Below are 13,407 nucleotides of genomic sequence, written 5' to 3' on the forward strand. Positions count from 1 at the left end.
CTGAGCGCGGGTGCGGTCGCCGTCGACCTCGGTGCTCGTGCTCAGCGGCGGGCGGTCAGGGTGAGCGTCGCGCCGAGGGCGAGCAGGGCGCCGAGGACGTACGCGAGGGCGGGCAGGCCGTGGGCGCTCAGCGCCCCGGCGACCTGCGGGCCGACGCTGGCGCCGACGAACAGGATGAAGGTGAACAGGGAGACCGCGGTGCCCCGCGCGGGACCGGCGTGGCCGCCGATGGTCTCGATGAGGGCCGGAGCGGTGAGCCCGACGCCGGCGACGAAGGCGTTCAGCAGGATGGCGAGGCCCAGCGTGCCCGGGTGGGTGAACCCGATGAGCGCGGCGGCCACGGCGGTCAGCGTCAGGGCGCCGGTGGCCCGGTGCGTTCCGGCGAAGCGCTGCAGCGCGGGCGTCACGAAGGGGATCGCGAGGATCGCGGGCAGCGCGGCGGCGCGGAGCGCGAGCAGGGCCGCTGCTCCGCCGGCCGCGCCGGTCAGGGCCAGGCCCGTGTAGAGGGCCACGAACGAGCCGAGGACGACCGGCGTGGCGAGGTAGAGGGGGATGAGCCGCCGGTGGGCCAGGAGTCTCGGCATGGCGCGGTAGGCGTCCAGCGGGGAGCCGGCGGTGCCGGGGTGGCCGGGTAGCATGACCTTCCGGAGCGCCGCCGCGACCAGGGCGAAGGCCACCGCGAAGACCGCGAACACCGCGCGCCAGCCCGCCACCGCCGCGATGCCCTGGGCCGCGAGCTGACCGAACACCGCCGAGGCGAGGAACGCTCCGATCACCGCCGACAACAACGTGGCGCGGTGACGCTGCTCGACGCGTTCGGCGATGTAGGTGAACGCGACGGGCGCGAAGGCGGCCGTCGTCATCCCCTGCAGCACCCGCAGGGCGATCGCCGCGCCGAGGCCGGGGGCCAGGCTCACCAGGGTGGTCGTCACCGCCGTCGCGGCGATGCCCGTCACGATGATCCGGCGCCGCCCGAAGCGGTCCGACAGCGGCCCGAACACGAGGAACCCGGCGGCGTATCCGAAGCCGAACGCGCTCGCCATCCACGTCAGCGCGGAGGCGGGGGCGTGCCACTCCCGGCCCATCGCGCCCAGCAGGGGGATCACGCCGTACAGCTGGCCGGTGGCCAGGAGCGCCGTCGCCACGAACGTCACCAGGGTCGGCAGGAACGGGGCGTGGGCCGTCGTCGCCGGGGCGTTGGCCTCCGGGGCGGCGGCGCGGTTCGAGGAGATCAACGTCGTCATGGCCGGAACGATAGCCAACCAACCGGTTGGAGGTCAACCAACCAGTTGGACGGAGAAATCGGATAGGCTCATGCCATGCCGAGATCCACCGCCGAAGCCACCAGAGAAGCCCTGCTCACCGCCGCGCGGGCTGAGTTCGCGGCCTACGGCATCGCCGGGGCCCGGGTCGACCGCATCGCTGAGCGTGCGGGAGTCAACAAGGAGCGCATCTACGGGCATTTCGGCAACAAGGAGAAGCTGTTCGACGCCGTCATGAGCCAGGTGCTGGACGAGGTCGTCGAGATGGTCACCCAGGACGTCGACGACGTCGGTGACTATGTCGCGCGCATGTACGACTACCACCGGGCGCACCCGGACCTGCTGCGCCTGATGCTGTGGGAGGCGCTGCAGTACGGCGACCAGCGGGACTTCGAGGAGGGGCGGCGCGCCCACTACCGCGAGAAGCTGGAGAGGCTGGCGACCGGTCTGGGAGCCGAGCCCTCGGGTGACGTCGGACGCACCCTGCTGACCCTGTGCGGCATGGCGACCTGGCCCAACGCCGTACCGCAGATGGCGCGGCTCATCCTGGGGCCGGACGCCGACGACAAGGACGCGATTCGCGCCCATCTGATCGACTTCGCCCGGTCGGCGGTCGCCCGGCGCACGTCGGTCTGAGTCTCCGGCCGGACGGCCGGATCACGCCGGAGCAGCCGGTCCGGGCAGGCGGCTCACGCCGCGGCAACGGCCCCAGGTGGGCGGGTCGCGTCGGACCAGCCGGTCAGGGCAGGCGCGGCACATCGCGGCAACGGCCCCGGGCGGGCGGTCACAGCGGACAGCCGGTCCGGGTGGGGCACGCCCGGACCACCGGATCGCCGGTTAGGCGTAGAGCGCCTCGATCTCGGCGGCGAAGTCCCGCTCCACGAGGTTCCGCTTGACCTTGAGCGTCGGGGTGAGGTGCCCGGACTCCTCCGTGAAGTCGACGTCGAGGAGACGGTACTTCTTGATCGCCTCCGCCCGGGAGACCGTGGCGTTGGCGTCGGCCACCGCCGCGTCGATCTCCTTGAGCACGTCCGGGTCCTTGACTGCCTCGGCGATGGACAGCGACGTCCTGCCGTGCTGCTGCTTCCACTGCTCCAGTGCCTCGGGGTCGAGGGTGACGAGACAGCCGATGAACTTCCGGCCGTCCCCGACCACCATGCACTGGCTGATCAGCGGGTGGGCGCGCAGGCGATCCTCCAGCGGCGCGGGTGCGACGTTCTTCCCGGCGGCCGTGACGATGATCTCCTTCTTCCGGCCCGTGATCCTCAGGTAGCCGTCGCCGTCGAGCTCGCCCACGTCGCCGGTGTGGAACCAGCCGTCCTCCAGGGACTGCTTGGACGCCTCTTCGTTGTGCCAGTAGCCGGCGAAGACGTTCGGCCCCTTGGCGAGGACCTCGCCGTCGTCGGCGATGCGGACCGTGGTGCCGGGGATCGGCTTGCCGACCGTGCCGATGCGGTTGCCGCTGGGCATGTTGACCGCTATCGGGGCGGTCGTCTCCGTCAGGCCGTACCCCTCGAGGATGCTGATGCCGACGCCGTCGAAGAAGTGGCCGAGCCGCTCGCCGAGCGCCGCGCCGCCCGACACCGCGTGGGTGACGTGCCCGCCGACCGCGGCGCGCAGCTTGCCGTACACGAGCCGATCGAACAGGGCGTGCTTGAGCCGCAGCCCGAGGCCGGGGGACTCGGCCCGGCTGAAGGCGATCGCGGTGTCGGCCGCGATGCGGAAGATGCGGCCCTTGCCGTCGGCGACGGCCTTCTGCTCGGCGCCGATGTAGACCTTCTCGAACACGCGCGGCACCGCGAGCAGGAACGTCGGCTGGAAGGACCCCAGGTCGTCGACGAGGTTCGTCACGTCGGGGGTGTGGCCGAGGGTGACCCCGGCCTCGATACAGCCGACCTCGATGAGGCGTGCGAAGACGTGGGCGAGCGGGAGGAACAGGAGCGTCGAGCCGTCGCGGAGGCCGAACACCTCCGTGAGCGCGCCCTCGGTGGTGTTCCGCGCCGTCGCGAGGAGGTTGGCGTGGGTGATCTCGCAGCCCTTGGGGCGGCCGGTGGTGCCCGAGGTGTAGATGATCGTCGCCAGGTCGGCGGCGGCCCGCGCCTCGCGCCGCTCCGCCAGGTCCTCATCGGAGACCTCGCCGGTCGGAAGGGCGTCGATCCGCCAGACGTGCGCCAGCTCGGGCAGCCGCTCCCGGACGGTCTCGACCGCCTTCTCGTGGTCGTCGGTCTCGACGAAGACCGCCTTGGTGCCGGAGTCGCCGAGGATCCACTCGACCTGCGACGCCGAGGACGTCTCGTAGATCGGCACGGTGATGCCGCCGGCGGTCCAGATGGCGTAGTCGGCGACGGTCCACTCGTACCGGGTGTGCGACATGATGGCCACGCGGTCGCCCGGCTCCACACCGGCGGCGATCAGCCCCTTGGCGACACCGGTGACCTCGTCGGCGAACTCCCGGGCGGTGACGTCGCGCCATCCCGCGCCGTCCTTACGGCGGAGGACGACGCGGTCCGGCTCCTCGGCGGCCCGCGAGAAGAGCGTGCCGGTGAGGTTCGCCGAATCGACGATCGTCACCTGCGCGGGAACGCTGTACTCACGCACGACTACTCCTCAGCTGAGTGCGGCGGCCATTGGTCGCACGGACGCTACCGCTTCAAGATACTGATCGGTAGCCTTCGACGCGTGACACGTCTCGCATTTCTTCTTACCACGCGTGAACGAGTCCGTTGATCGCTGTTCTCCTTCCCGACGTCCGGGAGTGATTGGCGCGAAGCACGCGGCGGTCCCGGCCCGGAGACGGGTCCGGTAACGGGATCGCCGAGAAACGCCAAAGGAGGGCCAGGTCAGAGGCGTCGGGGGCCGGGCGGAGGCCAGAATACGCGTCGGCCGCGGTGGTCGTGGGGGCTGGACCCGGGGGAGACGATGGCGCTGCTCGAGGTGATCGCGATGAACGAGGTGGACGCCGAGGCGGCCGAGACGGGAGGCGCCGACCGGATCGTGGCCGTTGCCGAGCGGCAGTCCGGCGGGTTGTCGCCCGATCCCAAGACGGTCGCCGCGATGCGCAAGACGACGTCGCTCCCGATCCGGGTGATGCTCCGGGCCAAGAGCGGCTTCCGCACGACCGAGCCGGAGCTCGCCCGGCTCTGCCGGGCCGCCTGCGCGCACGCGTCCGCAGGGGCGGACGGCTTCGTGTTCGGCTTCCTCCACGCCGACGGGACCGTCGACCTGTCCGCCACCGCACGGCTCGCCGACGCCGTGCTGCCGCTGCCGTGGACGTTCCACCGCGCGATCGACCACGCGGTGGACCCCGCGGCCGCCTGGCGCGAGATGCGCGTGCTGCGCGGGCTCGACTCCGTCCTGTGCGCCGGAGCAGCGGGCGGCGTCGAGCCCGGGATCGACGCGCTGGTACGCCGGGCCGCCTGCGACGCGCGGCTCATGCTCGTGGGGGGCGGCCTGCGGCGCCGGCACGTGGCGGTTCTCGCGGCGGCCGGCGTGCGCGCCTTCCAGGTCGAGGACGCCGTACGCCCGGCAGCGGCGGGACAGACGCCCGTCGACGCCGCCCGCGTCCGCGAGTGGCGCGCCCTCGTCGACGCCGCCGCCGAGCGTTGATCCCGACAAGTCATACAGTTGGCGCATGCGGGTTCATGTGGTGAGCGACGTGCACGGACGGGCCGACGCGCTCGTCCGTGCCGGTGACGGGGCCGACGCGTTCATCTGTCTCGGCGATCTGATCCTGTTCATCGACTACGAGGACCACGGCAAGGGCATCTTCGCCGAGCTGTTCGGCGAGGAGCACGCCGAGACCTTCATCGAACTGCGCACCCAGAAGCGCTTCGAGGAGGCACGGGCGTTCTCCCGGTCGATGTGGGCGACGCTGGAGGGCGACGCCGGGCCGTACATCGAGGCCGCGGTGCGCCGGCAGTACAAGGAGCTGTTCGGCGCGATGCCGACGCCGGCGTACCTCACCTACGGGAACGTCGACATCCCCCGCCTGTGGCCGGAGAGCATGCGGGCCGGCCAGCGGGTGCTCGACGGAGAGACGGTCGAGCTCGACGGCCTGCGCTTCGGCTTCGTCGGGGGCGGTCTGCGCACCGAATACCGCACCCCGTACGAGCTCGACGACGACATCTTCGCGGCCAAGGTCGCCGCGGTCGGTGAGGTCGACGTGCTGTGCTGCCACATTCCACCCGCCGTGCCCGAGCTGCTGTACGACACGGTCGCGCGGCGTTTCGAACGCGGGAGCGAGGCGGTCCTGCGCATGATCTACGAGGCTCAGCCGAAGTACGTGCTGTTCGGGCACGTCCACCAGCCGCTCGTCCGCCGGACCCGCATCGGGCGGACGGAATGCGTGAACGTCGGACACTTCCGCGCGCGCGGGGTTCCGTACGTTCTCGAGTGGTAGCCGCTACGCTCCGCTCAAGGCAGTGACGCGGTGCCCATTTCCGCCCGATAATCAGCTTGAAAGAGGGAAACGTCCATGGCGGACCGTACGAGCTCCAGCATCACGATCAAGGCTGGAAAGCCGGAGATCATGGCGGTTATCGCCGATTTTGCGGAATACCCTGAATGGGCGGAAGGAATCACCGCGGCCGAGGTCGTCGCCACCAGGGACGACGGCCGCGCCGAACAGGTGCGGATCACGCTGGAGGCCGGACCGATCAAGGACACCTACGTCCTGGCCTATGACTGGGACGACGACGAGGCGGTGCACTGGCACCTCGCGGAGCGCGGCACGATGCTGACCGGCATGACCGGCGCCTACCGGCTCGCCGAGCACGGCGGCGAGACCGAGGTGACGTACGAGCTCGCCGTCGACGTGCGCGTGCCCATGATCGGCATGGTCAAGCGGAAGGCGGAGAAACGCATCATCGACACGGCCCTCAAGGGGCTCAAGCGACGCGTCGAGGAATAGCCATGCGACGGGATCCGACGATGGGCGAGGCCGCGACCGGCGCACCCCATGGCGCGGGCATACGCCGCGGGGCGGTACGGTTTCACGCCGAACGATAGGTAGATGATGACCAATGAGTGAGCAGCCACCATCCGTGCTCTTCGAGGCCGTGCGCCTCGTCGACACGCTCCGCCGGAAGTGGAACGCCGGCAGCGCCCCCAAGGATGACGTGTGGAGCGAGGCGACCAGCGAGGCCTGGAGCGAGCACACGGGAGCGGCGGAGTGCCGCTACTGCCCGGTGTGCCGCGCGATCGCGGCGTCCCGGGAGTCGGGGCCGGAGGTCCTCTCCCACGTGATGGCGGCGGGTGAGCAGCTCTACTCGGCGGTCCGCGAGGCGATGGCAGGGTTCGAGCGCACGCGGCCGCGCCCCCGCGCGGCGGGCGACGACCCTGCGGGCGCCGGCACGGCGACGGGTTGACGGAGGAGAAGCGTCCATGACGCTGACCATTGGTGTTGATGTCGGCGGTACGAAGGTCGCCGCCGGTGTGGTCGACGACCATGGGCGGATTCTGGAGAAGGTACGGCGCCCGACGCCGTCCACCAGCCCGCACGAGACGGCCCGCGTGATCGCGGAGGTCGTCGACATCCTCAAGGCGAAATTCGGCGAGGTCGAGGCGGTGGGCCTCGGCGCCGCCGGGTTCGTGGACGAGAGCCGGTCCACGGTGCTGTTCGCGCCCAACCTGGCCTGGCGCGACGAGCCCATCAAGAAGAAGGTCGAGGGCGTGGTCGGCCTGCCCGTCGTCGTCGAGAACGACGCGAACGCCACCGCCTGGGGCGAGGCGAAGTTCGGCGCCGGCCGGGGCGAGGACCACATGGTCCTCATCACCCTCGGCACGGGCATCGGCGGCGGCCTGATCCTCGGCGGCGAGCTCTACCGCGGCCGGTTCGGCATCGGCGCCGAGTTCGGGCACTACCGCGTCGTCCCCGACGGCCGGCGCTGCGGCTGCGGCAACCGCGGCTGCTGGGAGCAGTACGCCTCCGGCAACGCCCTGGTCGCCGAGGCCCGGGAGCTCGCCCGAGTGTCCCCGGCGCTCGCCGGCCGGCTCCTCGAGCTCGGCGGCAGCCCCGAGGGCATCAGCGGCCCCGAGATCACCGAGGCTGCGCGTGAGGGCGACAGCGCGGCGCTGGAGTGCTTCCGCAGCGTCGCCCGCTGGGTCGGGCAGGGCCTCGCAGACCTGGCCGCCATCCTCGACCCCGGGGCGTTCGTCATCGGCGGCGGCCTGTCGGAGGCGGGCGACCTGCTGCTCGAGCCGGCGCGCGCCGCGTTCGAGAACGCCCTCACCGGCCGGGGCCACCGGCCCTTCGCCGACATCAGGATCGCCGAGCTCGGCCCGGACGCCGGCATCGTCGGCGCCGCCGACCTCGCCCGCTCCCGGTAGGGAGTGAATGGTCACCGTCCGACTCGTCAGCTACAACATCCGGTCGATGCGGGACGACCGGGCGGCGCTGGTCCGTGTCGTCCGGTGCCTGCGGCCGGACATCCTCTGCGTGCAGGAGGCTCCGCGCTTCCTGTTCTGGCAGCGGAGACGGATCTGGCTCGCCCGGCACGCGGCGCTGGTCCCGATCGCGCTCAAACGGGCCGCCGGGCTGGAGTTGTACGCCGGGCCTCGGACCACGGCCGCCGGCGGGCGGCACCGCCTGCTGTCGCCCGTGCCCGGCCTGCACCGTCGCGGCCTCGTGCTCGGCCTGTTCGACGTCCGCGGCGTCCGCCTGCTCGCCGCCAGCGTCCACCTCGACCTCGCCACCGAGCCGCGCCGCCGGCACGCGGAGGAGGTCGCCGACGAACTCGACCGGGTCCGCGCCGAGACCGGCGCGCCCGTCGTCCTCGCCGGAGACATCAACGAACAGCCGGGAGGCCCCGCCTGGGACCTCCTCGCCGGGCGCTTCCAGGACGCGGGCGCGATCTCGCCGTACGGGCTGCCGGAGACCTTCAGCGCGGCAGACCCGAGGCGCCGCATCGACGGCGTCTTCGCCGACGAGGGCATCGAGGTCCTCCGCTGCGGTGTGCCGGACGACCCCGATCTGCTCGCCGACTACCCGGCCGCCACCGACCACCGCCCCGTCCTCGCCGAACTGCGTGTCTGACGGCGCTCGCTCCGCGAGCGCGGTTCGCGGCGCCCCAGGTGCGGGGCCTGCGGAGATCAGACGACGGCGCCGTCGTCGTCCGGAGGGTCGTCGCCCATGCGGAGGACAAGCGCGACGAAGCCGCCGATGAACGCCGCGACCGCGGCGAACGCCGCCCAGCTCGGGACCGACCAGCCGAGGAACACCGACAGCACCAGGTACAGCGGCCCGCCCAGCAGCGCGATCCACGCGAACTTGGTCATCGGGTCCGCCTTCGGCAGCGGCGGCGGGGGCGGGGGGACGAAGTGCTCTTCCTCGTCCTCGGAGGCGGGCTTGACGACCCGGGCCGTCGCGGTGCGTTCCGGACCGGTGTCGTCGCCGGACCCGCCGCCGGACTCCTCGGGCGCCTCGTCGATGTTCTCCTCAGCGGGCCAGGGCACCTCGTCGCCGTCCGCGGGCCGGTCGAACCCGGCGACGATCTCGGCGAAGATCTCGTCCTCGTCGCGCGAGTTGGCGTAGTCCGCGCGAAGCTCGGGGAGGCGTCGTTCGAGGATGTCCTCGGCGGCCTGCTTGGCCGCCGCGTCGGCGTACAGCCGGTCGGTGGGCTCCTCCGGCAGCCGCACGTCGAGGTAGCCGCCGGTCGTGCCCGGTGCCGGCACCGCATAGGCGGCGATGCCCGCCTCCCGGAGCGCGGCCAGCATCGCGTCGGCGAGCTGCGGAGCCAGGTCGGCCAACGGAATATAGGAGTCCGCCGTGAGCCCGTTGCCGCGCCGACTCATACCCCGGTCTCCCGTCGCATCGTGGCCAGGCCGTCGTGCGGCACGTCGGTCGTGGACGACCGGACGTACGGCGTCAACGCCATGGCGCCTCCCCTCGAAACTGCCGTCGGCCGACGCTTCAAGATGAGCGTCTCTGATCAGCTTAGGGATCCGTAGTCACATTAAGTGTTACGACTGGGGGATCTGTCCACCGGGGTGGGGTGGCGTGGGCGTGGAGGTGGAAGCCTGCGCCCAGTGCCGCTCCCTTGGGCCGGTGCCGTGACCGGTTCCGGCGGGTGGTGGGGGTGGTTGAGCTGATCGTGTGCACGGTGGTGGTGCGGACGCCCTGGTACCGGCAGGCCGCGCGGGGCGGTCTGTGGTCCGTGTGAGCGTGTCCCTCCGGACGCTGACCCGCCGGCCTTTGGGGGCCGGGGGTGGAGGGTGCCCCGCGTCGCCTGGGCGCGGGGCGTGAAGATCGGCGCGGGGTCGGTCCGGTCTTGGACCGATCATCCCCACTGGTCTGGTGTTGCTCGGGTGCGGTCGAGGTGATGACCGCGCCCGCTTCGAACGTGTCGATCACGCGGCCGATGGCCATTTGGCCGGTGGCGCGGTCGACGGTGGTTTTGGTCTGGTGGGTCAGGCCGCGGGCGGCGATGCGCCGCCATGCGCCGTGGTCGCGGTCGCCTTGCCAGCCGCAGTCGGGGTTGGGGCAGATCGCCCATTTCCATCCGGGGATGGTGGGCCGGTCGGGGGCCTTGCAGTGCCGCAGCGGCAGCAGACACTGCGGGCAGTGCTTGGAAGTGTTCTTCGGTGGCACGGTGACCACGGCGATGCCGGCCTCGGTGGCCAGGTGCCGCATGTTGGCGACGATCTGTCCACGCGCTGCCTGGGACAGGCGGGTGTTGAGGGTGCGGCCCATGCCCTTGGCCTCCATCGACCGCAGATCCTCCACATAGATCACACTCGCCCCCGCCGCGATCGCCTGATCCACCGTCCACCGGGCGGCCGACCAGGCGAGCGCGTCGTTCAGGCCCGACCGGCGGTCAGCCACGTGCTGGCGTTCGGCCTGCAGCACGGCGTGCTTGGCGGTCAGGTGATGATCCTCCTGGCTGCCGATGAGGCGTTCGTAGGTGTCGGTTTTGGCGTGCAGGTGTTCGCTGTGGCGGCGGAGGAGGTGCTGGCGGGCCGTCACTCCACCGGCGCGGAACATCGCCCTTGCCCCGAGTGCGATGATGGTGCCGTCGGGATGCAACCGGCAGGCCCCGGCGCTGAGCAGGGTGTTCAGGCCCCAGTCGACCCCCAGAGCCGTCGTGTGACCCTTCGGTTCAGTCTTGGGGACGGGGTGGGAGAACGCCAGGTCGGCGTGCACCCTGCCACCACTGGCCGACCCGATGGTGGGGCGCAGTGTGGGCAGGTGCAGTACCGCATCCGGCGGGACGGTGGGCGGCAGCGTGAGCGGGCAGGCCACCCAGGTCCAGTCGGCGTAGGAGCGAGGGTCCGGGCGGGTGGGCAACTGCAGCCGCAGCAGCACCCTGGCCGGGTCGTCGTCGGCGCGTTCCAGGGTGGCCTGCTGGCGGTCGACTGCGGCCAGCACCAGCATCCGGGCCGCGTTTGGCGGGTCCTCCAGTTCGAACACATCGACCGGAAACCGCACGATCCGGTCATTGACCCGCACCCCGTCGGGCACGGTCACACCCCAGCCCAAGCGGCGCAACGCCATCCACGCATTCGACGGCAAGACGCGGCCCGCGCCATCCACCCCGGCGGCCAGCATGGCCACATCACCGGCGTTCCAACGCTCGGCCAGCAGACCGGCGGCCATCCCAGCGACCAGGTCCGCTGCCCCAGCCCACCCGCTCGGCCACCACCCGCGCCGAAACCACCTCACCCGTCCGTTCATCCACCCCACCACGCAGTAGAACGCGGGCGGTCGCGGTCCACGCCACCTGGCCCTCGGCCAGCGCAAGCTTACGGCTCATACGCCACGACCGGACGACACGCGACCAAGCATGTACGCACAGTAGCGATGCGTATCCGCAATCCGCTCGATGATTCGAAAATCCGAGCGAAGTCGGCCCGTCGGGGCGTCGACCGCCTACCGGCGAAGCGCCATCGGGAACAACCACAGCAACTCGACACCCCTCTAGCGACCGCACGGATCCCTAAGGAAGCCCGTGAGTCTACGGCTGCTGCGCCTCGCGATGACGAAAACGTGCCGTGTGCGGATGTGGGTGTGTCCGGCCTGAGATGGGAAGATGATTATCATCCCACGGACGGGTTAACGGCAGGGGGTAGGGGAAGGCGGGACGTTGTTCTACTGGGTCGTCAAGGCGATCTTGGGTCCCTTCCTGTACCTGGTCTGGCGGCCACGGGCACAGGGGACGCGTAACGTGCCGCGCCGTGGCCCCGCGATCCTGGTCGGCAACCACCTGTCGTTCGCCGATCACTTCTTCGGGCCCCTGCCGCTGCCGCGCAAGGTCACCTTCCTGGCGAAGGCGGAGTACTTCACCGGAACCGGCGTGAAGGGCCTCGTCAGCCGGATGTTCTTCCGAGGCGTCGGGCAGGTGCCCATCGACCGTACGGGCGGCCGGGCGAGCGAGGCCGCATTGCGGACCGGCCTCCGCGTCCTGGCGGAGGGCAGGCTGCTCGGCATCTATCCGGAGGGCACGCGCGCGCCGGACAACCGGCTCTACCGCGGCAAGACCGGGGTGGCCCGGCTCGCTCTCGAGTCGCGTGCGCCGGTCATCCCGATGGCGATGATCAACACGTTCGAGCTGATGCCCTCCGGGCGGACGCTGCCACGCCTGCGCCCGCGGCCGGAGGTGCGGTTCGGCGAGCCCCTCGACTTCTCCCGGTACTACGGGATGGCGCACGACAGGGCCGTGCTGCGTGCGGTCACCGACGAGATCATGTACGCCATCATGCGGCTGTCGGGCCAGGAGTACGTCGACCGGTACGCCTCCGACGTCAAGAACGACCCGGCGGCCGAGGAGGGGACCGCGTCGGCAGGCGACGGCGGATCGCGGGTACCGGAGGCCGATGCGGGCGGGCCGGGAGAGCCTGAGCCCGCCGCGCGCGGGCGGGACGAGACCGGCGGACCGGAGGAGCGCGACGCCGAGCGGGTGGCCTCCAACGCGCGGGCGCGCGGCGCCACGAGCGGAGAGTGACGATACTAAGACCCTGGAAGGGCTGATCAGAGCCCTCTCTATCCGATATGGTCTAGACCAATCGGGATGGTCCTGTCCTGAGGGCGCACCGCGTCTTATACGTCCTACCCGCACCACTAGTCTGGTCGGGTGAACCCAGGGTTACGAAGAGGAGTTGGGCATGCGTGTCGGAGTGCTGACCGGCGGCGGTGACTGCCCCGGCCTGAACGCCGTCATCCGCGCCGTGGTCCGCAAGGGCATCCAGGTTTACGGATACGAGTTCGTCGGCTTCCGCGACGGCTGGCGTGGTCCGCTCGAGGGCGACACCCTGCCGCTCGACGTTCAGGCGGTACGCGGCATCCTGCCGCGCGGTGGCACCATCCTCGGATCGTCCCGGACGAATCCGATCAAGATCGAGGGTGGCGTCGAGCGGATCAAGGACAACCTCGCCGGGCTGGGCGTCGACGCGCTCATCGCCATCGGCGGGGAGGACACCCTCGGCGTGGCGCGCCAGCTGTACGACAGGGGCGTGAAGGTCGTCGGCGTCCCCAAGACGATCGACAACGATCTCAATGCCACCGACTACACCTTCGGCTTCGACACCGCGGTGAACATCGCGATGGAGGCCATCGACCGGCTGCACACCACGGCCGAGTCGCACCACCGCGCGCTGATCTGTGAGGTCATGGGCAGACACGCGGGCTGGATCGCGCTGCACGCCGGCATGGCGGCGGGCGCGAACGTCATCCTCATCCCGGAGAAGCCGTTCGACATCGAGAAGGTCTGCGGCTACGTCGAGAGCCGTTTCAAGACCCGCTACGCCCCGATCATCGTGGTCGCCGAGGGCGCCCACCCGGTCGACGGCCAGATGGACACGCAGACGCAGGAGCTCGACGCCTTCGGCCACGTGCGCCTCGGCGGCATCGGCGAGCGGCTCGCCGCGGAGATCGAGAAGCGCACCGGCAAGGAGGCCCGTACGACCGTCCTCGGGCACATCCAGCGCGGCGGCACCCCGACCGCGTTCGACCGGGTGCTGGCCACCCGGTTCGGCGTGCACGCGATCGACGCGGTGCACGACGGGGCGTTCGGCAAGATGGTCGGCCTGCAGGGCACCGAGATCGTCCGGGTCGACCTGGGCGCCGCCACCGACGAGCTCAAGACCGTCCCGGTCCAGCGGTACGAAGAGGCCGAGGTCTTCTTCGGCTGACCGGCGGCCGGGGCGACCCGGC

Annotated in this window: 13 protein-coding genes; 9 read left to right on the plus strand and 4 right to left on the minus strand. The window is 71.3% G+C overall.

The features are described from left to right. Positions 1-41: 41 nt before the first annotated feature. Positions 42-1,244, minus strand: a complete 1,203-nt coding sequence (locus AB0I04_RS02530; protein ID WP_360877758.1) for an MFS transporter — start codon at positions 1,242-1,244, stop codon at positions 42-44. Positions 1,245-1,319: 75 nt separating this feature from the next. Here AB0I04_RS02530 and AB0I04_RS02535 point away from each other — a divergent pair, with 75 nt between their 5' ends. Then, entirely contained in the window at positions 1,320-1,898 is a 579-nt protein-coding gene (locus tag AB0I04_RS02535) for a TetR family transcriptional regulator (RefSeq protein WP_360877761.1), read from the plus strand. A gap of 201 nt (positions 1,899-2,099) precedes the next feature. Here the strand turns inward: AB0I04_RS02535 and AB0I04_RS02540 are convergent, their stop codons facing one another. Further along, positions 2,100-3,860, minus strand: a complete 1,761-nt coding sequence (locus tag AB0I04_RS02540) for a long-chain fatty acid--CoA ligase (RefSeq protein WP_360877764.1) — start codon at positions 3,858-3,860, stop codon at positions 2,100-2,102. Positions 3,861-4,181: 321 nt separating this feature from the next. Between AB0I04_RS02540 and AB0I04_RS02545 the strand changes: the two genes are divergently transcribed. The 6 genes from AB0I04_RS02545 (at position 4,182) to AB0I04_RS02570 (ending at position 8,295) form a co-directional block, all read left to right on the plus strand. Continuing rightward, a complete protein-coding gene (locus AB0I04_RS02545; RefSeq protein ID WP_360877767.1) occupies positions 4,182-4,868 on the plus strand; it encodes a copper homeostasis protein CutC in 687 nt (228 codons plus the stop codon). Positions 4,869-4,893: 25 nt separating this feature from the next. After that, the gene (locus AB0I04_RS02550; RefSeq protein ID WP_360877770.1) at positions 4,894-5,661 is read left to right on the plus strand and encodes a metallophosphoesterase; all 768 of its coding nucleotides are present in this window, start codon (positions 4,894-4,896) and stop codon (positions 5,659-5,661) included. Between the two features lie 75 nt (positions 5,662-5,736). After that, positions 5,737-6,171, plus strand: a complete 435-nt coding sequence (locus AB0I04_RS02555; RefSeq protein ID WP_360877772.1) for an SRPBCC family protein — start codon at positions 5,737-5,739, stop codon at positions 6,169-6,171. A gap of 112 nt (positions 6,172-6,283) precedes the next feature. Beyond that, positions 6,284-6,628 carry a hypothetical protein gene (locus AB0I04_RS02560; protein ID WP_360877775.1) on the plus strand — a complete coding sequence of 115 codons (345 nt, stop codon included), beginning with the start codon at positions 6,284-6,286 and terminating at the stop codon, positions 6,626-6,628. Positions 6,629-6,644: 16 nt separating this feature from the next. After that, entirely contained in the window at positions 6,645-7,589 is a 945-nt protein-coding gene (locus AB0I04_RS02565) for an ROK family glucokinase (protein WP_360877778.1), read from the plus strand. Between the two features lie 7 nt (positions 7,590-7,596). Further along, positions 7,597-8,295, plus strand: a complete 699-nt coding sequence (locus AB0I04_RS02570) for an endonuclease/exonuclease/phosphatase family protein (RefSeq protein WP_360877781.1) — start codon at positions 7,597-7,599, stop codon at positions 8,293-8,295. Positions 8,296-8,351: 56 nt separating this feature from the next. Here the strand turns inward: AB0I04_RS02570 and AB0I04_RS02575 are convergent, their stop codons facing one another. Next, positions 8,352-9,053, minus strand: a complete 702-nt coding sequence (locus AB0I04_RS02575; protein WP_360877783.1) for a hypothetical protein — start codon at positions 9,051-9,053, stop codon at positions 8,352-8,354. A gap of 142 nt (positions 9,054-9,195) precedes the next feature. Next, complete coding sequence (locus AB0I04_RS02580; RefSeq protein ID WP_360877786.1) at positions 9,196-10,854, minus strand: zinc ribbon domain-containing protein; 1,659 nt, start codon at positions 10,852-10,854, stop codon at positions 9,196-9,198. Positions 10,855-11,341: 487 nt separating this feature from the next. Between AB0I04_RS02580 and AB0I04_RS02585 the strand changes: the two genes are divergently transcribed. Together AB0I04_RS02585 and AB0I04_RS02590 are read left to right on the plus strand one after the other, a co-directional pair. Continuing rightward, complete coding sequence (locus tag AB0I04_RS02585; RefSeq protein ID WP_360877789.1) at positions 11,342-12,199, plus strand: lysophospholipid acyltransferase family protein; 858 nt, start codon at positions 11,342-11,344, stop codon at positions 12,197-12,199. Positions 12,200-12,359: 160 nt separating this feature from the next. Beyond that, positions 12,360-13,385 (plus strand): 6-phosphofructokinase, encoded by a 1,026-nt coding sequence (locus tag AB0I04_RS02590; RefSeq protein ID WP_360877792.1) that lies wholly within the window; start codon positions 12,360-12,362, stop codon positions 13,383-13,385. The last annotated feature ends 22 nt before the right edge of the window (positions 13,386-13,407 follow it).

The organism is Actinoallomurus sp. NPDC050550 (assembly GCF_040655075.1).
GTDB lineage: Bacteria > Actinomycetota > Actinomycetes > Streptosporangiales > Streptosporangiaceae > Actinoallomurus.